Here is a 26,393-nt window from a genome sequence, read left to right as displayed (position 1 = left end):
GGAATTGGATAGATGTGTTGTCAATCCCGATTGCGGCCCGCTATAATGAGTCGTTGAGATTCGGGGAGGCTATCGCTGCATGCTGCTCGCACTAGGTATTTTTGTATTTACTATAACATTTGTGATATGGCAACCGAAGGGATTGGCTATTCGGCAGCAGGCGGCGCTGCAATCGCCCTTCTGCTGGGAGCAGGCGTATCCATCTTCTTCGCCAATGACGGAGCTGTGCTTATTCTGACGCCGATCGTGCTGGCTATGGTTAGAGCGCTGCAATTCGATGAACGGATGGTACTGCCCTTTGTTATGGCTGGCGGATTCATCTCGGATACGGCCTCACTCCCGCTAGTCATCAGTAACTTGGTCAATATCTTGTCGGCTGACTTCTTCGGGATCGGATTTATGGCGTATGCCAGCCGCATTTGTGCTGCTGATCACCGCGCGCAAGAGCGAAATGGTCCGTACGCGCGAGGTGCTCGTTAGAGCGCCATGGTCCATCGTAGTCTTCTCCGTCGGTATGTATGTTGTAGTCTACGGCCTTCGCAACGTCGGGTTGACCGACCAGCTTGGTCTGGTGTTCCAGTGGGCTGTCGATCAAGGCTTGTTCGCCGCTACAATGGTCGTCGGCTTCTGCGCCGCGTTCCTCTCCTCGATCATGAACAACCTGCCGACGGTCATGATCAACGTGCTTGCGATTGAGGGTGTCTCCGCCGAAGGCACGCTGCGGGAAGCTATGATTTACGCCAATGTCATCGGTTCCGACCTGGGTCCCAAGATGACTCCCATCGGATCGCTGGCGACGCTCTTATGGCTCCATGTCTTGTCCAGGAAAGGGATGCGGATTACATGGGGCTACTATTTCAAGGTCGGACTCATCCTGACGCTGCCCGTCTTATTCCTAACGCTGCTGGGCTTATATTTGTTGCTTTTTTCCATCCACTAATTTGTGACAAAATAGATAAGAGAAAGGTATCTCTAAAGTGGCGCCTGCCCTTAAAGAGATACCTTTTGTAATTGATGCATGAAAGCCTGGCCCTGCTCTTAAACTACCCCGTCCATTTTGTGCCTTGCCTAACGTAGCAATCACTGGGAGCGTGCTGCTCGGATCGGCTCTCTATTGACCGCTATCCCCCAACTCCAAGCGCTCCGCCAGCGGCGCCCAGCACGACAATTATCCATGGCGGCAGCTTCCAATAGGAAAGCAGTACAAACAGGATCGCGGCGAAGGCAACGTCCTGCGGAGAGCCTATGGCGCTCGTCCAGATCGGGTCATAAAACGCGGCAAACAGCAGGCCGACGACTGCGGCATTAATGCCGGCAAGCGCCCGGCGTGCCAGCGGGATCCCCCGCAGCGTATCCCAGAAGGGAAGCACGCCCGCGACCAGCAAGAAAGCAGGCAGGAAGATCGCGATCGTAGCCATTGCCGCGCCTAGGGGGCCTGCCATGACGGCCCCAAGATAAGCCGCGAACGTAAAGAGCGGCCCTGGCACAGCTTGCGCCGCGCCGTATCCGGCCAGAAACTGCTCGGCGTTTACCCAGCCCCGGCCCGCTATCTCATCCTCCAGCAGCGGGAGAACGACATGCCCGCCCCCGAATACGAGAGAGCCCGAGCGATAGAAGCTGTCGGCCATCGCCATCATACTCCCCGAATCCCGCAGCAAGGGCAGAACAACCAGCAAGCAAGCGAATAGCGTTAGGCAAACAAAGCCGAAGCGACGCGATAGCGTCGTGCGATGCCCCAGCGCCGCTTCTCCCTGCTTCATCGCTCCGGCTTCGTCCGGATGATTCCGGCATAACCATATTCCTGCTGCTCCTGCCACTGCAATAATAGCGATCTGGGTATAGGCAGTCGGCCAGATCAAGGCTGAAGACGCCGACGCGGCAGCTATCGTAGCCAGCAGCCGCCCCGAGGCCAGCTTCTGACCCATACCCACGATGGCATGAGCAACAATCGCAACCGCCACAAGCTTCAGCCCGTGCAGCCATCCGCTCCCGTCCATTCCCGATGCTTGCATATACCATCCGAAGAGCATCAGGGCTAGTACAGAGGGCCACGTAAAACCGATAAACGACAGTACCCCGCCAAGCAGCCCTCCCCGCTTCAGCCCGATACCAATACCGACCTGGCTGCTTGCTGGGCCGGGAAGGAACTGGCATAACGCAACCAGCTCCGCATATTCCTGCTCGCCAAGCCACTTCCGACGGCGCACATATTCATCATGAAAATAACCTAAGTGGGCAATAGGCCCGCCGAAGGAAGTCAAACCGAGTTTTGTCGATACCCCTAACAGCTCCAGCCATACCGCCATCTTGCTTTTCACGTATGAGGTCCTCCCTGTTCATTCCGAACTTATAGCTACCGTCATTGTAAGATAAGAGCAAGCGATTGGGAAGAAGCATGTTTCACAGCGGCAGACAAGAGCACTTAGCGGACAACGCTTATCCAGCTAGCGTGCTTCCATCCTTCTTCGAACGGACCGCTTCGAGACATGCCCGTAAGCTTGCTGCCGTCGTCACGATGAAAAATGCGAGCGCCGCAAGCGGCAGCAGCGACCATTCCAGCAGTGTTCTCTCCTGCAAGGTTTGCAAGCCGATCGCCAGCAGGCCGCCTATGAACGACACCCCGGCAATATGAATCAGTGTCCGCTGCAATCGAATCGTCATCGAGCTTCTGATTGCTAACCACGCGGTTATCGGCAGCACCTGCAGCGCGTGAAACCCAAGTCCGTGGAACCAGATCAGATTGCCTTCCAAGCCGATGAATCTGCCGCCGTTAATGGATATGCAGATACCGCCTGCAAAAGAAAACAATACGGCAACCATGGCATAACGAACGCTCAACACTACGCTTGGCTGCAGCTGCGAGGCGCGCTTTCGGAAAAACGCCGCCGCGAAGCCCAAATAAAACACGACCAGCAGCATAGCGGCCATTCCAAAGCCATTCGCGACCGCAAGATCAAAGGCGGAGCCATCCATTGCGAACCGGGGATTAACTCCGCGGATATGCTGAACCGTCTCGGCGAAATAAGAAAATAGCGCAAGCGCAATGTAAGACCATCGGAAGAACGCTCTGCTCTTCCGTCCCCATCCAGCGAACGGGCTAACGGCTGCCGTCGATAGCAAGAAAATGCCGAGTGCCGCATTGAACGATACAGCTTTGGCCATGCCAGAGCCCGGCGTTTCGTCCGTGCCTAGCAGAAGCGCGCCTAAGCCGCATACAAGCGCCAGCGCGAAGCCCAGAAGTCCCGTAACGACCATCCACTTCTCGCCTTTAAACCATAACGGTTGATCCGTCATCTTAACCATTCCTCCTGTAAAATCTGATAGCTCAACTTTACAGAAGGAACAGCGGCTCAGTTACGGTCGGAGGCTGTATCTTGCGTTACGACATTGGTATATGGCGAAGCCAGACCGCAGTCGCATTGGCGGTCATCCTACAGACAGAATTTGGCCATCGCCTCCAGGACTCCCTCTCCATAACTCTGCTTGCATACATAATCAGCTTCCGCTTTCAGCTCTTCATGCGCGTTCGCGACGGCTACGCCAATCCCGGCATATTGAAGCATATCCAGATCGTTAAGCTGATTGCCGAGCGCCATAATTTCCTCGCGCTTAATGTTCAGCCGCTCCGCAATTTTGCGCAGGGCTGTCCCTTTGCTTTGTCCGCTTGACATGATCTCCCAATAGTCCGCCTCCGACTGGAAGGCGGCAAATCGGGCATGGACAGGCTCGTGCAGCGCCCAAACTTGGCGAATGACCGACATATCTCCGATTAGAATGACCTTCTGAACATAAGCTTCCTTCCACTCGTTGTCGCCTTCATCTAATTGGATGCAGCGGACACGCTCCTTTTCCTCATAGCGGTGGACCGCCTCAGACGGGCGGAAGACGAACACGCCATCCTCGCGGAACAGGAACGCATCGAGGTCGGCTTGGCTTGCATCCGCAAGCAGTGCATTCACGTCTCCAGCCAGGAAGGAGGCCGACTCCATCACCTCTCCCTTCTGAGCAATCACGGAGCCGTTGCACAAGATATAAGGCATCCCCAGTGTCAATTCGCGTTCAAACGAGGCGGCTGTCAGCAGCGGCCTGCCCGTCGCGAAGGTGAACAGCCCGCCACGCTTTGTGAATGCAGCTACGGCTTCCTTAACCGGTTGCGTCAGCTGATGCTCAGGCGACAACAACGTGCCGTCCAGATCGCTCACTATAAGACGTATCGTCACCTTACTCCCTCCCAAACAAGCTCTAATCGCATTCAAGTCCCATTTTGCGGCAACAAAAAAACCGCGTCGCCACACGAAGCGAACGGATGACTCGGACCCGTTCATCGCCTGATTCCTCGGTTATCTCGTCAACTCCATATTAGCTATTGCCATACTCGCATGTTATGTCCAGAAGCTCGGATGTCCGACGGAGACATAATCCGCTCCGCTATCCAGCGCTTCTTGAATCTCTTCTTCATAACGAATCAATCCGCCGACAATAAGCGGTCTGTTCACCTTGGCTTTCACTTCACGGATAATGCGCGGCATGAGGCCCGGCATCAGCTCCACTTCGTCAGGCTTGCTCGTGCCCGTCAGCCGAATTCCCGTCTCCACCGCAGCGGTATCGATCGCGAATACACGTTGAATGCTGCGAATGCCAGCTTGCTTGGCTGCCGCGATAATATGGCTCTTCGTCGTCACGATGCCGTCCACGCCAAATTCTCTTGCGATATAGTGAACGGCAGAAGCGTCCCGCCCAAGGCCGTTCACCATCTCCATATGGACATAGACCTGCTTATCCATGCTATGCAACTGACGCACAATATCGCCAAGCGTTGTAATGTCGCCGGTCATGAGAATGACGCGTGAGAGCGAAGCGCTCCATACATGCGACAATTGCTCCTCGTTCGTAATCGAGGCAATGATCGGGCTGCCCATCTTCCATACCTCCCCTTATATGCTACTTGATGCCCGAATGAATAAAGCTGTTCATGAACTGGCGCTGGAACACCATAAATCCGAGCAGCAGCGGCAGGATCACCAGCATCGTCGCCGCCGTTACCTCGCTCCATTGCGCCCCTGTCTCGAAGGATTGGGCGAAGATCGCCAGACCGACCGTAAGCGGCCGGTTCTCAACGGAATTTGTAATGATCAGCGGCCAAAGGAAGTTGTTCCAATGATAGCTGACTGAGACGAGCCCGAAGGAAACATAGGCTGGTCTCGCCAGCGGCATATAGATGCGCCACAGGATTTGCCATAGACTGCAGCCCTCCATGCGGGCTGCTTCATCCAGCTCGAACGGAATCGTCTTGAACATCTGCCTGAGCAGAAACACTCCGAATGCGGAGGCGAAATACGGAATCATAATGCCTAGCTTCGTATCCAGCAAGGACAAATCCCTTAGCACCGTATAGTTGGGGAAGATGAGAATGTCGGCTGGAATCATGATTTGAGCGAGAAACAGCAGGAAGATAGCCGACTTGCCCCAAAACTCTACCCGCGCAAAGGCAAACGCAGCCATCGACACCGTTAGAAACTGTACGGTAAATACGCCGGCAACGATCACTATCGTGTTCAAATAATAAGTGCTGAACGGCGCAGCGTTCCATACATGAGTAAAGTTAGAGAGTGTGAAATCGATCGAAATCGATGACGACAGCGCCAGCCGTTTCGGACGAAAGGCGGTCCATACGGTCCATACCAGCGGAATCAGCCAGACTGCCGCCATTATATACATCAAGCCATAGCTTATTTTCTTCATCATTATGCGCTTCCTCCTATCGGTAATGAATGCGGCGGTCGAAGCCGAAAAACTGTATAGCCGCAAGCAATAGCAGGAGAATAATCATAACCGTCGTCAGAGCCGACGCCATGCCTTGGTCCCAGAAGCTGAAGGCCGTTTCATAAATGTAGAACAGCAATAGATTGCTGGCGTTCTCCGGGCCGCCTTTGGTCATAATCCAAAGGTGATCGACCAGCTTGAATGAATTGGTGAGCGCAATAATCGAGACGAACAGCGTCGTCGGCATAAGCAGCGGGAATGTAATCCGCCAGAATACGCGCCATGCTGGAACGCCGTCCACTCTCGCGGATTCATACAGCTCCTCGGAGATATTCTGCAGTCCAGCCAGATAGAACAGCATAAAATAGCCGGCTTCCTTCCATACAATCATGATAATCATTGCCCACATGACCAGATCCGGCGTACCGAGCCAGTTGGGGCCCTTGATGCCGAAGGTTTCGAGAAAACGGCTGACGATGCCGTATTCCGGGGTATAGATGAACAGCCAGATGTTGCCGATTGCAATCATCGGCACGACTGTCGGGTAGAAAAACGCGGTTCGCACCAGTCCTCTGGCCCGCATAACTTTGTTCGCAAACATCGCCATCAGGAGAGACAGCAGGATGCTGGTCGGCACCGTGCCGATCGCGAACCAAATATTGTTTTTGACCACTTTCCAAAACACGCTATCTTCCGCCATGCTGTTGTAGTTGTCCAGCCCGATATAAGAAGGCTGCGGAGTGCCGAGATCAGCCTGGAACAGGCTGAGCTTCAGCGCCCCCGCAACCGGATAGAGCGTGAACACAAGGAGGAAGATGAGCGAGGGGAGCAGGAGCATCCACGCGAACGCGTTAAGCTTCCATGCCCGTCTGCGCCTTGTCGCCATCTTCATGTCATAACCCCCTGCTTATTTGTTGAATGGCGCTAGCGCTTTGTCCGCTTCTTCCTGTGCCTTCTTCAGCGCAGTAGCGGAATCAGAAGAACCTGTCAGTACGGATTGGATGGCGTCGCTGAAAATTTTGGACACCTTGCCGTTGTTATGCGTCGACAGCTCTGCCGAAGCGTATTGCAGCTGATCTCGTGCTACAAGAGCGGCAGGGAATTCCTGCACGTACGTCTTCATCTTGTCTGTCTCATAAGCCGAGATGCGCGGCGCTACATAGCCTGTATCGATACTCCACTGTGCTATGCGCTCCGGCTCCGTCATGAACTTGATGAATTTCCAAGCCGCTTGCTTCTTCGCTTCGCTGATGCCTTTGAACATATAGAAGTTGCCGCCGCCTGTCGGCGTGCCGTATTGCTTGTTTTTCGGAAGCATCGCAACGCCGAAGTCGAACTTGGCATTGTTCTTCACGTTCGTCAGGTTGCCTGTCGTATGATACATCATCGCTGTCTTGCCTTCAATAAAGTCGGACGGAACCGTACCCCACTCGATCGCGCCTTCCGGCATCGCCTTATGCACCGCTGCGAGGTCTCTCCAGAATTGCATGGACTGTACGTTTTCCGGTGTATCAAAAAATACTTTCTTGCCGTCTTGCGTCATAATGTTGTCGCCGCTTTGAAGCGCGAATGTCTGGAACATCCAATACAGGAAGCCTGTCGATGGAATTTCAAGACCCCATTGGCTGTCCTTCGTCAGCTTCTTCGCGTAGTCGGCCAGCTCTTCCCAAGTCGCAGGCGCTTTCTCCGGATCAAGGCCAACCGCTTTGAACATTTCTTTATTGTAGAAGAGGACGATTGTACTGCGTTGGAACGGAATTGACCATGTCTTGCCGTCAGTCTGGCCGTTAGCCAGGAAAGCCGGATAGAAATCCTTTAGGTACTCATCGCCGCCGTCAGCCGCAATCAGCTCATCCAGCGGTTCAATCGCATCCATATCCAACAAAGTGAACAGCTCCGTGCTCAGAAGCACCGCGAGATCAGGCGGCGTCTTGCCTTGGATAGCCGCTTGCGCCTTGACCATCGTGTCGGCATAGCTGCCTGTGTATACCGGCTTCACCGTAATGTCTGGATTTTCAGCCATAAAGTCCTTCGCCATGTTCTCGATCACTTCCGTAATCGGGCCGCCTACCGCAACCGGATAATAGAAGCTGAGCTCTACCTTCTCCCCTGACGGCTTGTCTGCTTCCTTAGTCGGAGCCGGTGTTGCTGCGCCGTTGTTGCCGGCATTGCTTGCGGATGGTTTCGCTCCGCCATTGCCGGAACAGCCGACGACAAACATGGCGCAAGCACAAAGGATAATCAGTGCTTTCATCATTGAACGCATGGGTGGATAACTCTCCTTTTTCTTGTCTTTTTTTATATAACATGGCGACCCCCGGTGCCGTGCGCGCTGAAGCGCGTTGAGGCGGAAGAGCTGCCAACGTTATTGCGGCATGTTGCAAAAGAAGGCATTAAAAAAGAAAACACTTATTTGAGCAGAAGTCATCATCACGGCATTCCCCTTGCGGAATAATCGCACGCGAACGACCGTACATCTTTTCAAACAAGGGTTTTCTCATATTCTCAACCCGTGTGCCCTCATATTCTGTTGGTGTCTTGCTTCTAGGACAACTATAGCGCCCAACTATTAAAGCAGTGTCAACGGAATATAGAGATGTTGTAAAGGGGGGAGTGCTGCTGAAAAAAGAAAAAACCCCGGGCTTCATCAGCCCGAGGCTTGCTCTATTGATGATTGGATTAAGGCAGCAATTGCAGCCTTGCCATAAGATTGTACAAAGACTGTACGCTCTCGGCGCGGCTTGCTTGCTCCAGTGGGGCAAAGCGAAGATCGGCGCGCCCGTTCATCAGTCCAAGCTCTAGCGCTTGCCCGACATCACCCTGGGCCCAATCGGCAATAACCCCTTTGTCGCTAATACTGTCTAGTGTTCGGGAAGCCCCGCTGCCCTCCAGCGAGTTCCCTTGCTGTTGCGCCCACTCCGAGGCGCGTACAAGCAGAATCGCCATCTGCTGGCGCGTAATTCGCGCCTCAGGCGCAAAGGCATCCTCCGTAACCCCGCTTACAAGTCCTGCTTGATAGGCTGCCGCAACGGAATCGATATACCATTCTCCGCTGTCCATATCCGTGAACGGCATGTTCCCCTCAGTTGCCTGCAAGCCCAAAGCTCTGACAAGAAGCGCTGTAAATTCCGCGCGCGACACTGCCCGGTCCGGCGCAAAGCTGCCCCCTCCCGTACCTTCCACGATATGCTTGGCAGCGAGTCTCGTAATCGCTGCATGTCCCCAATGGGAGCTTGGCACATCATGGAATGCCGGGCTGTACTCCATGACCGCATAGCGGCTGAAATGCGTGCTGCCCGCTTCTATATATCCGTTGCTCACCTTTCCTCCGGCATAGCGCGGCGTTCCGTCATTCATCAGCTGATAGATGCCCGCAAGCCATAGGTCGGTTCCTTCCTCAAGCTGGAAGCGCAGAGTAGCCTCATCGCTGAAGGATGTCACGAACGTCCGCTTGCCGTCGCGATCAACGGCCTCCAATTTGAAATCCATGATCATACCGCGCTGCTTCATTCCGTCAGCTTGGTTCTGTTTTTCCTCGACAGGGGTCATAGACAGCTCCAATCTGCCCTCCCCGCGCTGTCCTTCAGGCAGTGCTTGCAGCGCTGCCAGCAACAGCTTGGTTGGGAGCTGCAGCGTCCACGAGCCGGATTGAACGGACAAGCCATCCGCTGGAAGCCACTCGCTCAGGCCGCCCGGCATGGACAGCAGCGTCTGCTTGCCGCTAAGCTTCAGCTTGCCGCCTAGCGATGCAATCTCCGCTGCTGTTGGTACATATCTGGACGTATTCTCTGCGCTCTGTCCTCCGTCACTCGGCTGGGTTGGCGTTGTCTGATTCGCTACCGTCACCCGAATAGGAGCCGAATAAACTCTCCAGCTCGATTCCGGCACAGCCTCACCTTCCACCGGCTGGAATAACGGGAAGTCATGATAGAGCTGCACAATCGCATGGCCCGTTTTAGTTCCCTTGATCAGGCTGCCATCCAGTTCCACGGCACCGGAAGCTTCGCCTAGAATCCGAATTCCGCCATTCAGCGGAATGTCCGCTCCTGCCCGTGACGCAATGGCAACAAGCTCATCCCAAGACAGCTCCGCTCTCGGACGCAGCGTATAGCTGCCGTTCGCGCGCAGGCTGCTTAGACCAGTCGGCAGCTCATTCATCCAGTTGGCATAATCCGTAATGATGCCGCCAACGCCGCGCGCTACCAATTCCTGCATGCCGCTCTTCGTATTCACCGTCCAGCCGACGACGGCAACGCCGCGCTGCTTGGCATAAGCGACAAGCTCAGGCGTCATCAGCGTCGTATTGGCCAGCAGGAATGCGCCAAGCTGCACGTTATCCGTGATCAGTTTCTCCGCTTGCACCAGCTCTTTGCCCGCCTCGGGCGTGCCGCCGTCCAGCACGAAGCCAATGCCGACCTGCGAATTCTGTTCCTGCACCCGCTTCAGCACCTCGCTGCTAAAGCTGGAGACATAGACATCCGCCACCATATCGTATTCCTCAATCAGATCGACAAGCTCCCGCTCGTATCCGATTCCTTTCATCTCCAGCGCCAGCACAATATCCTTGTCCTTGGCGTAGGCAAGCAGCTCAGCCAGCGTCGGGATGCGGGCATCCGGGAATTGATCGTAGATCGGCTGCCATGCTGCCTGATCCGTGCGATTGGCCGTCAGCGCCTTCAGCTCCTCAAGCGTCATCTCGCTTGCCCGTCCGCTGCCGTTCGTGGTCCGGTCTACCGTAAAGTCATGCAGCAGCACCAGCTCGCCATCTTTGGTGCGCAGCACATCCGTTTCAATGACATCGGCATTCATCTCTACTGCAAGCTTGAAGGCGTCCATCGTATTCTCCGGCGCCAGCGAGCTCATGCCGCGATGCGCAATGAACAACGGCGGAACGCCAAGCGTCGCTTGCTCGCCATAGCTCTCGATCGCTTCGACCGCCGCTTGCGGCTTGCCTGTCACCAGGCCGGTAACGCCTGCCGCAATCGCTTGGTGAAGATCAGCCTCCTGCTCCATACCGTATGCCCACACCGTGATTCCTCGTGCCGCCAGGTAAGAGGTCAGCTCGGCGCTTGCTGACCGGTAATTCAGCAGCACTGTCAAGCCCGTGCTGTTTCTTACGTTAATGACGATATCGCTCCACTGCTCCCGCTTGATGCTGTTGCCTTGAATGCGTACGACTCCGCGATATTCGTCATTCAGCTCGCGCATGTCCTTCACGACAGCTGCATTCCCCGACACGATCATGACATCCTGCATGCCAAGCTCGCCAAGCAAGCCGTGTACCGCCAGTATAAGCGAACGGTCTTGCAGCTCCAGCATTGGCAGCCTGTGACCGCCCAGCCGCTCCAGCGCATCCTTCAGCTCCATCTTTACATTGGTCGCCATCAGCTTGCCGCCCGATAGGCCAACCGTCAACAGAAAGGCCGAAGTTCCCTCGGTGAAGGTGTCAGACAGCACCCCCGACGCATCTGCCACCGTTGGCGCAGCCGCCAGCTTGCTCTCCGGCTCCTCGGTCAAGAGAACATTCTCCTTCAAGTCGGATACCGGAATCAGATCCGGGCGACCATTCGGTCCGAACAGCAGCAGTCCTGGCGTCGGATTCGGCTGATCGATAAAGTCGGCGCGGCTGTTTTTTGTATCCACTTCGCTAGTACGCTCCAAAGAGTGTCCGCCCGCAACGCCCGGATGGGCTTCCATGCCCATGTACATGCCGGAGCGGTACACGACGACATCGATCAAAGCTTTGTTGCGGTCAAGCAGCAGCACCTCATCGCCCGTATTCGCAAGCTGCATATTGCCGCAGCCCCAGTCGCAATTCGGAATCATTTTCGCCACTTCGGGATCGGATTCGTCAAGCTCGAAATCAGCCTTGATGCCGTAGCGCTCCTCGATTCCCTTAGCATTCTTGGCTACGACAATCACTTCATAAGGAGCAAGCACCGTTCCTTCCGGGAAGTTGTACATCCCTTCCGCAGCCGCTTGTCCTTCCGTTTCTTCATCGCCCAAATAATAACCGCTTATATCGATCGGCTGAGAGGAAATATTGGTCAGCTCGATATACTCGCCCGTAATTTCTTCAAATAGCGGATCATACACCACTTCGGTAATTAGCAGCGTCTGGCTGGTCGGAATCGGGATCGGCCTGTTCGGCAGATCCGGCGGCGCAGCCGCAAAGTCTGCTGCCGGAACGCCGGTATCGCTGATGCGATGAATCGCATTGCCGTTGCCTCCCGCCGCAGCCGTTACTCCTTTGTAAGCAATACCGCGATAGGTCATATCTTTCAAATACGGCACAAAATCAACAACCTCGTTGGCTCTATCCATTAATAGAATCTCGTCGCCGCCATTCGCCAGCTGAATGACGCCGGTGGACCATGCCGTCGGCAGCAAGTCGGGAACAGACGGATCATCCTGAGGCTTGAATACGCCCTCCCACGGCACTTCGAAGTCAGGAGATACGCCGTATGTCTGCTTGAAGATAAGCGCGGATTGGCTGACAACGATAACCTCGCCCGGCTCGATCACCGTGCCGGCAGGGAATTCGGCCATGCCTTCACCGCCGCCTTCGTTAATGCCGTCGCCCAGCTTGAAGCCTCCGATATCCGCCGGCTTCGTGCCGTAGTTGCGCAGAACAATATATTCTTTGCCGTCATCGGCTCCCGGCGCATCATACATGAATTGCGATACGCGAACCGGCGGCCGCTCCGCTGCCGGAGGCTCGGTGCCATAGTTCTCCCATGCCGCCAAATCCAGCTTCAGCATCCGGTCCATGATAAGCGTAGTCGTATATCGGTATTTGTTCGCCCCGGATTCCAGCAGGACATACAGCTCTCCCCCGGCCACGGCTATGCCTTCCGACATGGGCACCGTCACAAGCGAAGCATTCGTTTCTGCAGCGGATTGGCCGTCCAGGAACCACAGCGGCACAGTAACGCCATTCACAACAGCGCTCGCATGCGGCGTTCCTGCCAAATCCGGCGTACGGTAGCGGTATAGCGTGCTGTCATTGGCGCGCCCGTACGAGGTGCTTAAATAGACAGTGCTGTCGTCGAATGCTGCGCCTTGCACTTTTTCACGGATAGAGAACAAATAATCAGGAGTTGCTGTTGTTGTCTGCTCGCCATTCCAGTTGTCTGCGCCCGGAAGGCCTGTGTCCGCCGACAGCTCGTAGCCCGCCATCCAGGCATAATGCGTCTCGCCATCCCGGTTCGCAATATGATGCTGAGGATCGGTCGGATACGACTTTGCCTCATAGAACTCGCCTACCCACAGCACTCCGTCCGCATAGGTCATAAAGGCTGCTTGCAGCGGCACCGGAATGACGCCAGTGAATTGCACCTCTCCGCCATGCTCCGCCGCCCCAATAGCTGCAAGGCTCAATCGGTACAGATAGGTCTCCGACGCGACCCATACATCGTCCCCGATAATTGCTACGCCCCCGGCGTGGCCCAAGTACGGCGTGCCGTCCTCATTCATCAGCGCGAGCGACTTCAGCTGGACGCCTGTCGATTCCTGCATGACCGACAGCACGCCGGGACGGCCGTCATCCATATACGACACGGTTACAAGCCAGTCCAGCCCTTCGTCGTAAGCGATGCCCTGCGGCACCACGCCTTCGGCAAGACCAGGAATAACCGGTCCGGCTTCGCCGATCTCCCAAGTCAGCGCGTATTTCTCCGGCTGTTGGAGAGGCGCGCGTTCCGTCTGCGTCAGCTTCTGATGCCCAGGCTCTGCCGAAGCAACCGAAGACGGAGCGGATTCCTTATCCGATGTGTTCACTGCGCTTACCTGAAAGTCGTACGAGACATTGCCGACCAGCCCGTCAACTCTAAAAGAAAGCTGCGATGCCGGCACTTCAAACTGCAATTGGCCATCCCTATAGATGCGGTAGCTCCACACATCGGATTCTTCATTCGGAGACCAGCTGAGGCCTACCGACCCCTCGCCTGCATCAGCGGTAAGTCCAGCAGGAGACTGTGGCGCTTCGGCATTCACGACCGGCTTCGGCGGAGCTTGTCCCGCCACTACATAACCCGGCGTCGGCGCCTGCAAGCCGCCGATCAGCTCCATAGCCGTACCGCCGCCGCTTGAGTAGCGGAACGTAATCGATTTGCCTTCCGCCACATGCGCAGCGGAATAGGAGGCTTTGGCGATCTCGTTGCCGGAGCCGCCCCGAATCGTAACGTTCTGATTGCCGCTGTTCGTCAGCCCGCCAATGTTCTCAAAGATGCGATAGCTGCCCTCGCGTACATATTTGCCACCATATTCGGCGTAATAATAGCTGTTGAATGCATCCATGCCAATCGGCGCTATCTCTCCTCTGCGCGTCCAGATCACATAGCTGCTCCACTCCGGCAGCACTAGTGAGTCTTCAATGGTCACAGACCAGCTTGCAGAAGCAACCGTATGACCTTGAAGCTCTACGGGATGGCTTGCTGCGTTGTACAGCTCGATAAATTCAAAGGCGTCATACCCGGCAAAGTTAGCCGTATCCGGTATCAGCTCCGTAATAAGCAGCTCTCCCGGCAGCGGCGCCGCAATATCGCCCTCGCCCGGCGTTGGTGTAGGCTCAGGCTCGCCACCTGGATCAGGCGCTCCCGGCAGCTGCTCCGCGAGAAGCGTGCCCGGCGTTGGCGTCTCGTCATTGCGCAGCCGATTCATCTCCGCGGAGTCTCCCGCCTTATAGATGACGCTGCGGTTCAGAATGCCGTCGGCAGCGCCTTCGTTGAACAAGGCCGACACTAGCGGCTGACCTGCGGTGTCCGCTATCGCTACTTTGCGCAATGCGCTGTCATGAAGACCCTGAGCCGATGTTGTAAGCGCTATCTCAATTACGTCTGCTGAGTCCAGAGAAACGCCGTAGTTGGCGTTAAAGTCATCCAGCGGGACATTCGGGTAGTCGAATTTTTTTAGCCATAGCACCTTCGTCTCCCCTGCCCCGATTGTCGTATCGGCAATAGGCCAGCGATTGGCCGGATTCGTCATGCTGCTGGTAAAGTATTGAAGCTGATATTGATTCAGATTGATCGCTGCCGTGCTGCTGTTGTACAGCTCGATAAATTCGTAAGGCTGGCCCTCCCCTGCGGAACGCGGCACAATCTCGGTGATCCACAGCGCTGACGGCCCCTCGGCTGCATGAGCGCGATCTGTCCATGGCTGCGGCCACAGGCCTGCCAGCAATACAGCAACCAGCACATACGCACTCCACTTCTGAAACTTTTTCTTCAACACGATCCCTCCCAGAAATATTGGTTTCTACCAATCTCACAACCTGTGAATCCGGGTCTGCCTGGCTTTTGCAACAAAAAAAGAGAAAACCCCGTTTGATTCAGGTAGAAGCAATTGCTTCCAGCCTTCGTGCAAACAGGGTTTTCTCGTTTTCTCCGACCCTTATTCCATTCAGTTGTTAGCCTTATTATATACACGAATGTTACGAGAGTGTGAAGAAGTTTTTGAGAAATTGTAAAAAAAGATGCAGAAAAAGAGGACGAAGGCCCTAAAAAAGAGAGACTAATAGACTTGTAATCTTCAAGAATGACGGGCCAACGGAATCCATAGAATAACAAAATAACAGGAAAGCGCGAAAGGAGTCCTTTGGACATGACGATTCTGAACAGAAACGAAAGAGGAACGGAGAAGGAAAGCTGCGATCTTACAATTGAAGTAAGCGGAGAAGGTGTAATTGCCGCGGCTCCTGACCGGACGATCATTACACTGGGTGTTGTGACAGAAGGCAAGGAGGTCGCGCCGGTACAGCGCGAGAATGCGGCCGCGATCCGCGCTATTATCGAAGCATTGACGGAGCTTGGGGTACCCCGATCGAATGTGCAGACGAAGTCATACAGCATCGATCCGCAATATGATTATGAGGACGGCAAGCAAGTATTTCGCGGATACAAAGCGACGCATTTACTGCAAATTTCGCTGGATGGCGTAGAGCATGCCGGTACAGTGCTGGACACGGCTACCGCTCATGGCGCCAATCTGATCTCCGAGGTTGCCTTTGCCTCCTCAGAAGCAGAGAAGCATCAGGAGGAGGCACTCGCGCAAGCTGTGCGCCGCGCACAGCAGAAAGCAGCCAGCATTGCGGCATCGCTTGGCGTCTCTCTATCCGCCGTGCCGTGCAAAGTGCAGGAGATTGGAACCGAAGGGGAGCCAGTCCGCTTCAAAACGATGATGGCGGCCAGCGACGCTACGCTGATCGAGCCGGGTCAATTGACCTTCAAAGCGGCTGTGCGGCTTTGGTATCTCTTCGCGTAAGAAGCATGCAGCTTATGGCGATCCAGCTCAGGGTAATCGGCCAGCTTGCCTTCGTACACCTTCTCCATCCGGGGATCATGATGGAAGTGCTGAGGCGTCACGAGTGCTGGCGGCAGCACTCCCGTTTCCGGGTTGTTCCATAACGAAAGTCCTCCTCTACGGAGAACCTCCGCTACGAATTGCGAGCAGAAATATGCGTCCGGGATTTCAAGGTCTCGGTTAAGCAGAACACCGACAAGACCGATCAAATTGTAGGAATAACGTTCCTGTTCTAGGCGGAACTGTTCGATCGCCGCGGCGACAGCTTCCTTCTCCTGACGCGTCACTTGGAGCCTCAGCAGGATGCAAGATGTATTTTGATAATAGCTGTAAGTGCCATAGTAGATGTCCTCTTGGACAAAGCCCGCATTCAGCGGATTGCGCGCCGTCTTGCGGCCGAAGCTGTACAGCTCGTTCAGCTCGGAGTCCAGCGCGATGGACGCATGGTTATAGGGAGCGTTCGTAAAGCATTGAATCAGCCGCGAAAACGCCGTTCCCGTATTGGTAAGCAAAATGTATAAGTATGATGGGCGATTCGTTGGATTCTTTGGACGGTTCGATTTTCCTGCTGTCATATCCGTCATATCCGTCATATCCGTCACCTCTTTGTTCATAATGGCAGCCAGTCGTATTGTTTATGACTTGGTACCAATATATCAACGCTCCGAGGGATGGAATAGTACCAACTCTGTCTGGTACTGGTCTTTGGCAAGCGCTTGAATGCTAGTGAAGAGCAGATCATACGGAGCACAAGCGCGTGGTGATTCTTTGCATGACGATGTTCGGTTGACGGGCTGCTGGTGCCCTTTGGGTACTCGTTTGGTGCTTGTTTGGTGCTTGTTTGGTGCTTGTTTGGTACTCTTTAGGTGATCTAGTAGCGTAGCACTATTATGACGGAACTTCTAATGCTCATCTGCTGCTGGCTGATGTTTTTAGCTCCTGCTCCTAATTAACGTTTTGTGGCATCACTATTCGTTCCAGATTGGCTTAAACGTGCGATTAGTGTTTTGTAGAAACGTTAATTCGGGATTTTTAGCTCCTGCTCCTAATTAACGTTTTGTGGCATCACTATTCGTTCCAGATTGTCTTGAACGCGCATTTAGTGTTTTGTAGCAACGTTAATTTGGGATTTTTAGCTCCTGCTCCTAATTAACGTTTTGTGGCATCACTATTCGTTCCAGATTGGCTTAAACGCGCATTTAGCGTTTTGTAGAAACGTTAATTTGTAGTTTTTAGTTAACCGACCTGAATAACGGTGCGACTCAACGCGAACCATATGGGTTAAAGACAAAGTGTCCCAGCAACACACAAAAAAGCCCCGCAATCTTTCGGCTGCGGAGCTTCTTTGCGCATTCTTATGGGCGGCCTACAACTGACCTGCCAGTCTATTAGCCCCGGCTCATCGTCTGAGCGACGTCGTGGTGACGACACCGTAACGGGACAGCAGCCTGCGACCGATCCAGGCGACGCCGCGATCCGTCAGGAAGCCCATAAGGCCAAGGCAGATCAGACCGACGAAGATCCAGTCCGTGCGGAAGAACAAACGCGAATTCCAGATCAGATAGCCTACGCCCTCATTGGATGCAATCATCTCCGCTCCGATAATTGCCATAAAGGATGTGCCCATCGCCAGCCGAATGCCGGTGAACATATAGGGTACGGTAGCTGGAATAATTACATGCAGGACGATTTGCCACTCCGAAGCGCCCATGCTGCGGGCAGAACGTACTTTATCCTCCTCCACCGACAAGACCCCGGTCAGCGTGTTCAGCACGACGATAAAAAAGGTCGCGTACAGAATCAATGCTATTTTCGAGGTTTCGCCAATTCCGAACCAAACCAGAAACAATGTAATAAACGCGATAGGCGGTATGAACCGGATAAAGTTCAAAAACGGCTCGGCTACAGCACGGATCGCACCTACCTTGCCAATAATCAGACCCACCGGAATTGCGACCAGGCTGCCCAGCGTCCACCCCGTCAGCACCCGGTACGAGCTAATGCCGATATATTGCAGCAGCGTGCCGTCCTGCAGCAGCTCATATCCCCCTTGCGCTGTGTAGATCGGCCCCGGCAAGATCTCCGGTCCGTACACTAACGATAGCAGCTGCCACACCGCCAATCCTCCTAGCAGGAAGAGGCTATGGACTCCCCATTTTTTCAACCTTGCGCTCATGGCGATCACTCCGTTTCCCAATTCAAATCTTGCGCCTGCCATGACGGCTGCGCTCGCTATTCTTCAAAATGCGACTGGATAACCCCGTGAAGCTTATGGAAATCCGGAGAGGCCAAGTCGCGCGGATAGGAAAGCGGCACATCGTAAATATGTGAGATGTACGACGACGGTCCCGCCGACATAATACCGATCCGTCCGCCCAAGAGAAGCGCCTCCTGAATGTCGTGCGTCACAAAGATAACCGTCTTGTCGGTGCTGCGCCAGATGTTCACCAGTTCACGCTGCATGGTTCGACGTGTCATAGCGTCGAGTGCCCCGAACGGCTCATCCATGAGCAGAATGTCGGGATCATTAGACAGTACACGTGCAAGCTGAACCCGCTGCTTCATGCCGCCCGACAGCTCGCGCGGGAATTTCAATTCGTGCCCGGAGAGGCCGACCATCGCAATGTACTTGTCGGAGATCTCCTTCCGTTTGGCAGCCGGTATCCGCTTCATCCGCAAGCCGAACTCCACGTTCTCCCGAACGGTTAGCCAAGGGAATAAAGAAGAGTCCGCCTGCTGGAAGACGACGGCTCGATCCTGGCCGGGACGCACCACTTCCTTCTCCCCGACACGCACCTCGCCCGAGGTTTTGGAGACGAAACCGGCGATGAGACTAAGCAGCGTCGACTTGCCGCAACCGCTTGGCCCAAGCAGGACAAAAAACTCTCCGCCTTTAACGGTCAGGTCCACGTCCTTAATAATGTAATGCAGTTCTCCCGCCGATGGCTGCGAGTAGCTTTTATTCAATCGCTCGATGTAGATTTCATTGCTTTTCGGCGCTGCGCTCATCCCATCATCCTCCTATTTCAACTTGGGCGCGATCCGGGAATGCCTCCCGCACCAAATCCAGATTCAACTTATCGTCCAAATTAAAATCCTTCTCGATGATGCCGTTGTCCACCATATACTGCTTTTGGCCCGCCATGCCCTCGTACGCTTTCTGCGTAAAGCCGATGTTCCACGGATTTTTCGGCAAATCCTTCAGCGTCGCCTCCCGAGGCTGCTTCACTTCCTTGTACAAAATGTCGGCCGTCTCGTCAGGATGCTCCTGAGCGTACCTCGATGCTTCGTCGACCGCCTTCAAAAACGCGATGATGCCTTCCCGGTTGCTGCCAATCTGCTCGTTGGAGGTGATTAGCCCCGTTCCGAGACGCACCGGCGTCTGGGACATATCCGTCAGCTCATAAGCTTCTTCCAGCGCCCCGAATTTTTCGTTCAGAACCGCGCCATAGACCCATGCCCCGTCGATCTCTCCTTTCTTCAAAGCAACATAAGCTTCATCAAAGCCGCCTTGACCGATCAGCTCGACCTCCGACAGGTCAATGCCGTTATCCGCCAAGTAAACGTCCCATAGATAAGGAATAAAAGTGCCTCTGGAGAAGCTCAGCTTCTTTCCCTTCAGATCCGCGGCGCTGCCGATCTCCTTGCGCACGAACAGCTTCCACTCGCTCGCGCTCAGATCGGTAGCGGTGCCGGAGGAGGCGATAATGGAATAATCGCCTTTGCTGACGGCGTTCAGCAGCGGGAAGTCGGCGCCGAACGCTACGTCTACTTGCTTGATAAAGAGCGCATTGACACCTTCAGCCGGAGTCGCGAACGTCACCAGTTCAGCGTCTATGCCATGCTTGTCAAAGAAACCTTTGCTTTTCGCAACCTGGAATACCGTGTTCGTCGTAATGTCTGCAATTCGGAGCTTGAGCTTGGCGTCTCCACTTTTGCCGCTGGAGCAGCCAGCCGTCAGAGCCGCAGCTACAACCAACGTTAGCAGCACCAAACTCCAACGCGTAATCGCGCTACGATTCTTCATGGCTATTCTCCTCCTTCGCGGGAGCTTCATCGGCGCGCGCCACGCATAAAGCGCCCTCTTCATAAGACAACGTGCCTTCTACTTCAACGGCTGTAATCGCTCCTCTTGGCGCTGCGCCCGGCAGACGATAATCTGCCACATCCAATGGCGCAATCTCCGTCTCGACCGGCAGCTCCAGCTGGGGCACCCACTCGTACGGCACACGGTAAGCACGATACACCATATTGGAATTTCGCTTGTTTTTGTACGGGGATATATGCTCCCATACCAGCTCATGCTCGCGCGTTACTTCGAAGATGCGTCCGTCCGCACCTTCCGTAATAAGCGTATTGCCGTTCGGCAGCCGTTGTGCTGAGCTAATATAAGGGCTGTAAAACCGGTAGGAGTCAAGCGGTGCCTGGAAGCCCGCTTCCGTCGGCGTATACTGCCATTCGATCTCCAGCGTAACGGGATTAATCTCCAGAATGCGGGAGTGGTCGCGCCGTGCGTTTTTCAGACCGTCAGGGGATTCCGGATTCGGCAAGCCGTAGCCGCCCCAGCCGCCGTTGTCGAAGATGAGAATATTGCCCTCTCCCGGCAGCCCTCTCGGAATCATGTGGGCATGATGCTGGCCGATAATCCAGCCGATATGCTTCGTCGCTTCGTCATTGTAATTCGGACCGAGCTTCCATACGATGTTCCCCGTTGTTTTATCGATAATGGCAATTATATTCGTCTCGCGCGCATCCCAAATGATATTGTCCGGATGGAATCGCTCGTCACCCGCGTCATAAAATTTGTTCGGACCAAGCACCGAAGCGGAATTGATATGCATCCAGTCGCCTGCATTGGCGCCAAAGAATCTCGTGTTGGGGTCCTTGTACAAAGTCCGCTTCGCATCCTCGTCAAAGCCTAGCTCCTCGAAGTGATCGCTGCACGTCCACTCCCAGATGACATTGCCTTCCCAGTCGACTTCAAGAATCGTGTCGTCCAGCAGCTCCTTGTCAGAGATATCCGGCCTGCTTACATTTTTGTGGGCCAGCACGATCGTATTGCCGGAATCCGTCTTCGGCTCCTGCCCGGGAACGTAGTAACCGACGGGATTGCCTTCACGCTGGTAATCATGATGCTGACGCGCCATCCACTGCGCAGGATGCCCGGGATCTTCAATCCACTGATAGCGGTCAAACTTCCAGACGATGTTGCCGTTCCAATCCACCTGCACCAGATTCAGCTCATCCTGGAAGCCGTACTGCGGATCGCGCTCCGCCGTGCTGCCCAGCACATAACCGCCGGGAAGCAGTTTGTTCGGAAAGCCTCTGAGCCCCTTCCACAAATGCACCTCTCTGCCGTTCATATCTACAAGCAGCGCGCCCGTCTCCGCTGCCTGATAGAGCGTATAGCCGCTCCATGCCTTGCCCGGATTATATACCGTCGTTCCTGTCGGATAAATCGTAGGGTGTCCCATCATTATTGCTCCTCTCTCACGCCAAATTTAATAGGATATAAATCGATTCGTCCGGTTCGTTGATTCCGCGCCTTTAGGCTTCTGGGCAGCCTGCTTCTCTTCCGCATAAGCCATCACGGTATCCGAGAATCGTTCCACATTGTGACTCAATCTTTTGAAAGTCCCGATTTGCGCAGCCAGTTCCTCGGACGTAAAGCCCTCGAACAATACCGAGATCATATAAGCTCCCGCATCCCGATTGCGCTTCAGCAGCTCCCGTCCTTGCTCGGTAATCCGCAGGACCACGGTACGACGGTCTTCCTCGCTTCGCACCCGGACGGCGAACCCGCCATCCTCCAGCTTGTCGCATAAAGCAGTAACCGCTCCCGACGTAAAATCCAGCTGTTCCGCCAGCTCTCCGAGGCGCTGCTCTCCCTGCTGATGGACCGAATTCAGAATGAGCATGCCCGGCAGCGAAATGCCTTCAATCGTAATTTTGTCGCGCTCTTTCACGAAACGCCTGACGAGCTTGCGGAACAGCCAATCCGCTTCCTCAAGCAGCTCCCAATCCCTGTTGTCCATGTATCCCCCTTCATCCACACGCCGGAGAACAAAAAAAACTCCTGGCTTCCTCTAGCAAGTAGAGAAAAGCAGGAGCCTTTGGCGGTCCAATCGGCGACTGGTTAATTTAATTTTAAGATAATGAACATTCATCAAATGAATCGTCATTAAATGAGTGTTCGTTGATTTGCGTTGGATTCAGACTAAACCAATTATTCACACCTGTCAAGTAGGAATAATTTAATTTGATGATACATAAAGAAGCCTCCACCACCCCGTTCAAGGATGCGGAAGCTTCCCGGCTTTCAAGTATTTCGAAATGTAATAGCGAAATTAGCTGAAAGTTACATCCGGTTAAAAGGCTTGCCTCCAACTGGCTGCTTTCCGGAAGCGGCAAGACCCGTCTTGCGCAAATATACTCTCCAGCTTGTGCACCACAGCGCCGGATCATCCAGGGAGGATTCGTCGATGCGATGCACGGTGCTCGCATGCGGCGCATCCTTGACGATTTGCGGCTCGTTGTAAGCCTCATAGGAGATATGCTCCAGCGCGGTGATGTACTCGTCCAGATCGTCCTTGGAATACGATTCCGTCGGCTCCAGCGTGAACGGCTGCGGCACGATGTACGGATGATGGCTGGTCCAGTAGTGGAGGCCGAAATCGCACATTCTGCGCTGGACATCTTCAGTTGTCACGCCTGTTTCTTGCGCAAGCTGTTCCCAGCTGTAGCGCACTTGCTCCAGACGCATGCCCTCGACATACGGCGCGCTGGCTCCGCGGATTTTCGTAATATGGTAATACAGATAGTTGTTGTATCGAAGCCATGGCGAATAGCGCCTGCGTGCCGCTGCTCGGCTGGAAGCTGAATGCGTCCATGCCTGAAATCTCGCGCATCGCCAGATCCATGCGGTGATAGATTTCCAGCATGCCCTGCACGGTACTCTCGTCCTGCAGCGGATGCAGATCAGCTATCTTGTCGCTGCGGATCAGAAACTCGTTGACGCGCGCAGACTTGCATCAGTCGCTTATTGCTCTCCATTTTGTTCGGCCCAAGCTCCAAAAGCGCTTACATTCGTTCTTTTGTTTGCCGCCCTTCTCCCTTTTGTCTTGAATAATGTATATATATTAGCTCACCATCTATGTATAATTAAGGATAATCGAATTATAAATGGGTTAATTGGTGTGTTGAAGGGGGTTGTGCAGTGTTATTAAAAAAGAAAAGTACACTCATTTCATTGGGCTTGGTTTTGATCCTTGCAGCAGTAGCTTACTATTATTTTACGATTTATCATTCTGTTCGTGACATATCCACGGCTGCGTCCTATAAAGGCTATCCAACGGCAAAAGCATTGTTCTCGGGCGCTGATTTGGTTGTTATTGGAAGCCCGATTAAAGGCTTTGAGGATCGTGAAGTGCTTATGAAAGAGACTTCAACGGGTGTTATTATGTATATTCTCACTTCTACAGAAATTAAAGTTGAAAAGGTATTGAAGGGGCCGAAAGAGGATGCTGTTGATCTTAAAGTAATTGAACCTATCGGTCAAAGGCAGACGATTAGAGGTAAAGAAAGAATCGCAATAGAAGGATATACAGCCATGAAAAAAGGCAGCCAATACTTGATTTTTTTAGGTAAAAACACGTTTGGTCAATATGGTGTCATTAATATGCAAGCTGGTAAATTCAATCTGGATGGAACAGACCCAGCTGATCTTTCAGGAGAAAATCACATAATAAACAAAGAATATTTACAGAAATAACAACAGAATTTTCTAATGAATTAAAATGAGACGGGGATAAATCTCCACTATTCCTTAACTCATCACATAGAAAAAAAATGTAGCCCGGTCCTATTCGACCGGGCTACATTTATTTTTCATTCTATATTACACGTTCACTTCTGTGTAAGCCTCATTTAACTTGCTGCTTATTTAAATACTTTCACACGCTCTTCCATCGATCCGAATTGCTTCTCGCCTGCAGGAGCAACCGGCTTGCCGAACGGCATCTGAGCTAGCAGCTTCCAGCCGGCAGGAATGTTCCATTCCGCCTTCACCGCTTCGTCGATAAGCGGGTTGTAATGCTGAAGCGACGCGCCGAAGCCTTCAAGCTCCAGCGATGTCCAGATGACGAACTGCAGCATGCCGTTCGATTGATTGGACCATACCGGGAAGTTATCCGCATATGCTGCGAATTGCTTTTGCAAGCCTTCCACGACGGTTTGATCCTCGAAGAACAACACTGTTCCGTAGCCAGCCCCGAACGCATTCATTTTCTCTTGCGTTGGCGCGAATTGATCGGCTGGCACAATAGCCTTCAATGTATTGGTAGTGATTTCCCACAGTTTTTTGTGTTGGTCGCCCAGAAGCACGACAACTCTAGCGCTTTGCGAGTTGAACGAAGATGGCGTATGCTTCACGGCATGATTAATCACTTCATGGATGCGCTCGTCCGATACGACCTGTTCATTGCTGATGCCATATATAGAGCGTCTTCCCGCAACGGCCGCGTAGAAGTCCGTTGCCGCCGCTTCCGAATTTTTATTTCCTGCTCCAAATAAAGTGTCCATAATTCCCATTTCTCGTTCCCTCCGATTGATTGTTCTTGTTGGTTTGCGACATATTCCTTATCCAATAAAGCTTTATCTATGTGTAACGCGCCGGCTGGATTACGCTTCGCCGACAACGGTGTATCTTTCATTGAGATGTTTCGGATTTTCGATTTCATCTACTACCGCAATGGCATAGTCGGCATAGCTGATATAGCTGTCGCCTTTGGAATTGATAAGCAGATGATCCTGGCCGGATTCATACGCGCCTGTTCTTCTGCCTTCCGCATGGAAAAAAGCCGAGGGACTAAGGAATGTCCATGTCACATCTTGCTGGTTCTGGAGAATCTCCAGGTTTTTGCCCTGATTCTGCGCAGTCGTCAGATAAGCCGCAGGGAAATCCGGCGTTTCGAATACGCGGACCGACTTGGCTTCGTCAACAAATAAGCTGCCTGCTCCGCCTACGACGAACAGACGCACCGAAGTGCCTTTCAGCGCCTCAATAAGCGCATTCCCTGCATCCACATGAAGATGCTCTTGACCGGGTGCAGCGCCGAACGCATTCACCACTACATCGAAAGAAGTCAGATCAGCTTGCTTCAGATCAAATACATCCTTCTCCAGCACGGCTGCGCCCGTTACTTGAACGCTCGCCTTATTGCGGACAATCGCTGTAACCTCATGGCCTCTGCTAAGCGCTTCCTGCGCAATCAGCTTGCCTGCTTTGCCGCTTGCTCCGACAATAGCAATTTTCATTTATCTATTCTCTCCTTTATTCTTCGTTTGAGCTCAAGCTTGTACTCTTAGTTGTACCGCGATACCATTGGGGTCCATTGTCCACCACGATGTCTCTCGCAGCTCCAGCTCTACGCCTAGCCGCTTCGCCCGCTGAACCGTCGATTCCAGTTCGGCTTCATTCGGCACGATTATCGTAAAGTGCTCGATGCCCGTACCGTTTGGCTTCACAGGCGGCGCACCGGCTCCAGCCCAGATATTCAGTCCCATATGATGATGGTAACGGCCAGCCCCGATAAAGAGCGCGCCCATCTGCCGCATCAAATCCGCCTCTACCTCGAAGCCGATCGCATCGCAATAAAATTGCTTCGATTTGTGCAGATCGCCGACATGGAAGTGAACATGCCCGATGACGGTACCGTCCGGCAGTCCGTTCCACTCGCTGCCTTTCGCTTCTGCAAGCAAGCCTTCCCAATCGATCGGATCGGTCGCCATCTTCACAAAACCTTGCGCATCGTATTCCCATTGTTCCCTCGGACGGTCCCGGTAAATCTCAATACCATTCAAATCCGGATCAGATATATACAGCGCCTCGCTGACCAGATGATCCGCTTGCCCGATTTTCACGCCTGCATCCATCAATCTGCGAAGCGAAAGACCAAGATCCTTTCGAGTCGGAAGCAAAATTGCAAAATGATACAACCCGCTCGATGAACGGAGCGGAGTAATCGACGCGTTCGGCACTTCTTCCAGCACCAGCAGCACCGTACGGCCGTCGGCAGTCAGATGGGCTATGCTTTCGGTTCGCGACAACACGCGGAAGCCGACAATGTCTTCATAAAACTTGAGCGAGCGCTCCAGATTGCTGACTCGCAACTTGACTTCGCCTAAGCGCGTATCGGCATGCAGCTTGTTAGCCATGCGATCACCACCTTGTTTTTCACTTGTTACTTACTATTTGTAATTAAGTATATAATCAATATATACTTCAGTCAAGTGTTATATTTTCCTCCAGATGTAGAATGCCCTCTTGCCGT

20 protein-coding genes and 1 pseudogene are annotated in these 26,393 nt (G+C 53.6%); 3 read left to right on the top strand and 18 right to left on the bottom strand.

What is annotated here, in order from left to right; translation table 11 throughout:
- Positions 1 to 180 precede the first annotated feature (180 nt).
- Positions 181 to 940 (top strand): annotated as a pseudogene (locus D3P07_RS14710) (ArsB/NhaD family transporter); the annotation flags it as partial.
- Positions 941 to 1,121: 181 nt separating this feature from the next.
- Here D3P07_RS14710 and D3P07_RS14705 read toward each other — a convergent pair.
- The 8 genes from D3P07_RS14705 to D3P07_RS14670 form a co-directional block, all read right to left on the bottom strand.
- Positions 1,122 to 2,306 carry a chromate transporter gene (locus D3P07_RS14705; RefSeq protein ID WP_119801214.1) on the bottom strand — a complete coding sequence of 395 codons (1,185 nt, stop codon included), beginning with the start codon at positions 2,304 to 2,306 and terminating at the stop codon, positions 1,122 to 1,124.
- 130 nt (positions 2,307 to 2,436) lie between these two features.
- On the bottom strand, positions 2,437 to 3,294 hold the full coding sequence (locus D3P07_RS14700; protein ID WP_119800983.1) for a hypothetical protein: 858 nt from the start codon (positions 3,292 to 3,294) through the stop codon (positions 2,437 to 2,439).
- 137 nt (positions 3,295 to 3,431) lie between these two features.
- Positions 3,432 to 4,220 (bottom strand): HAD family hydrolase, encoded by a 789-nt coding sequence (locus D3P07_RS14695; protein WP_259391510.1) that lies wholly within the window; start codon positions 4,218 to 4,220, stop codon positions 3,432 to 3,434.
- 162 nt (positions 4,221 to 4,382) lie between these two features.
- Positions 4,383 to 4,919, bottom strand: coding sequence for a glycerol-3-phosphate responsive antiterminator (locus tag D3P07_RS14690; RefSeq protein WP_119800981.1), 537 nt, complete (start codon positions 4,917 to 4,919; stop codon positions 4,383 to 4,385).
- A gap of 22 nt (positions 4,920 to 4,941) precedes the next feature.
- A complete protein-coding gene (locus D3P07_RS14685; RefSeq protein WP_119800980.1) occupies positions 4,942 to 5,745 on the bottom strand; it encodes a carbohydrate ABC transporter permease in 804 nt (267 codons plus the stop codon).
- 13 nt (positions 5,746 to 5,758) lie between these two features.
- The gene (locus tag D3P07_RS14680) at positions 5,759 to 6,649 is read right to left on the bottom strand and encodes a carbohydrate ABC transporter permease (RefSeq protein WP_119801213.1); all 891 of its coding nucleotides are present in this window, start codon (positions 6,647 to 6,649) and stop codon (positions 5,759 to 5,761) included.
- Between the two features lie 21 nt (positions 6,650 to 6,670).
- Positions 6,671 to 8,029 carry an ABC transporter substrate-binding protein gene (locus tag D3P07_RS14675; protein ID WP_119800979.1) on the bottom strand — a complete coding sequence of 453 codons (1,359 nt, stop codon included), beginning with the start codon at positions 8,027 to 8,029 and terminating at the stop codon, positions 6,671 to 6,673.
- Positions 8,030 to 8,442: 413 nt separating this feature from the next.
- Complete coding sequence (locus D3P07_RS14670; protein WP_147384521.1) at positions 8,443 to 14,991, bottom strand: lamin tail domain-containing protein; 6,549 nt, start codon at positions 14,989 to 14,991, stop codon at positions 8,443 to 8,445.
- A 372-nt stretch (positions 14,992 to 15,363) separates the two neighbouring features.
- Between D3P07_RS14670 and D3P07_RS14665 the strand changes: the two genes are divergently transcribed.
- Positions 15,364 to 16,023: an SIMPL domain-containing protein gene (locus D3P07_RS14665; protein WP_119800977.1), complete on the top strand. Its 660-nt coding sequence runs from the start codon at positions 15,364 to 15,366 to the stop codon at positions 16,021 to 16,023.
- Here the strand turns inward: D3P07_RS14665 and D3P07_RS14660 are convergent.
- The 7 genes from D3P07_RS14660 to D3P07_RS27905 all read right to left on the bottom strand — a co-directional run bounded on the left by D3P07_RS14660 (position 15,975) and on the right by D3P07_RS27905 (position 22,825).
- Positions 15,975 to 16,637 carry a C40 family peptidase gene (locus D3P07_RS14660; protein ID WP_119801212.1) on the bottom strand — a complete coding sequence of 221 codons (663 nt, stop codon included), beginning with the start codon at positions 16,635 to 16,637 and terminating at the stop codon, positions 15,975 to 15,977. The genes D3P07_RS14665 and D3P07_RS14660 overlap by 49 nt on opposite strands.
- A gap of 824 nt (positions 16,638 to 17,461) precedes the next feature.
- The gene (locus D3P07_RS14655; RefSeq protein WP_119800976.1) at positions 17,462 to 18,238 is read right to left on the bottom strand and encodes an ABC transporter permease; all 777 of its coding nucleotides are present in this window, start codon (positions 18,236 to 18,238) and stop codon (positions 17,462 to 17,464) included.
- 56 nt (positions 18,239 to 18,294) lie between these two features.
- Positions 18,295 to 19,071: an ABC transporter ATP-binding protein gene (locus tag D3P07_RS14650; RefSeq protein ID WP_119800975.1), complete on the bottom strand. Its 777-nt coding sequence runs from the start codon at positions 19,069 to 19,071 to the stop codon at positions 18,295 to 18,297.
- Positions 19,072 to 19,075: 4 nt separating this feature from the next.
- Positions 19,076 to 20,089, bottom strand: a complete 1,014-nt coding sequence (locus D3P07_RS14645) for an ABC transporter substrate-binding protein (protein ID WP_182914332.1) — start codon at positions 20,087 to 20,089, stop codon at positions 19,076 to 19,078.
- Complete coding sequence (locus tag D3P07_RS14640; RefSeq protein ID WP_119800973.1) at positions 20,076 to 21,536, bottom strand: aryl-sulfate sulfotransferase; 1,461 nt, start codon at positions 21,534 to 21,536, stop codon at positions 20,076 to 20,078. The genes D3P07_RS14645 and D3P07_RS14640 overlap by 14 nt, the downstream gene beginning before the upstream one ends.
- 27 nt (positions 21,537 to 21,563) lie before the next feature.
- The gene (locus tag D3P07_RS14635; RefSeq protein WP_119800972.1) at positions 21,564 to 22,097 is read right to left on the bottom strand and encodes a MarR family winged helix-turn-helix transcriptional regulator; all 534 of its coding nucleotides are present in this window, start codon (positions 22,095 to 22,097) and stop codon (positions 21,564 to 21,566) included.
- A gap of 323 nt (positions 22,098 to 22,420) precedes the next feature.
- Positions 22,421 to 22,825 (bottom strand): hypothetical protein, encoded by a 405-nt coding sequence (locus D3P07_RS27905; RefSeq protein ID WP_397334598.1) that lies wholly within the window; start codon positions 22,823 to 22,825, stop codon positions 22,421 to 22,423.
- A 453-nt stretch (positions 22,826 to 23,278) separates the two neighbouring features.
- Here D3P07_RS27905 and D3P07_RS14625 point away from each other — a divergent pair, with 453 nt between their 5' ends.
- A complete protein-coding gene (locus D3P07_RS14625) occupies positions 23,279 to 23,833 on the top strand; it encodes a hypothetical protein (protein WP_119800971.1) in 555 nt (184 codons plus the stop codon).
- A gap of 167 nt (positions 23,834 to 24,000) precedes the next feature.
- Here D3P07_RS14625 and D3P07_RS14620 read toward each other — a convergent pair whose 3' ends face one another.
- The 3 genes from D3P07_RS14620 to D3P07_RS14610 form a co-directional block, all read right to left on the bottom strand.
- Positions 24,001 to 24,651: a nitroreductase family protein gene (locus D3P07_RS14620; RefSeq protein WP_182914331.1), complete on the bottom strand. Its 651-nt coding sequence runs from the start codon at positions 24,649 to 24,651 to the stop codon at positions 24,001 to 24,003.
- A gap of 90 nt (positions 24,652 to 24,741) precedes the next feature.
- A complete protein-coding gene (locus D3P07_RS14615; protein WP_119800970.1) occupies positions 24,742 to 25,377 on the bottom strand; it encodes an NAD(P)-dependent oxidoreductase in 636 nt (211 codons plus the stop codon).
- A 33-nt stretch (positions 25,378 to 25,410) separates the two neighbouring features.
- A complete protein-coding gene (locus tag D3P07_RS14610) occupies positions 25,411 to 26,277 on the bottom strand; it encodes a VOC family protein (protein ID WP_119800969.1) in 867 nt (288 codons plus the stop codon).
- Positions 26,278 to 26,393: the final 116 nt, after the last annotated feature.

This window comes from Paenibacillus sp. 1011MAR3C5 (genome assembly GCF_003591485.1).
In the GTDB taxonomy this organism is placed as follows: domain Bacteria; phylum Bacillota; class Bacilli; order Paenibacillales; family Paenibacillaceae; genus Pristimantibacillus.
This window is presented reverse-complemented; position numbering and strand designations above follow the sequence as displayed.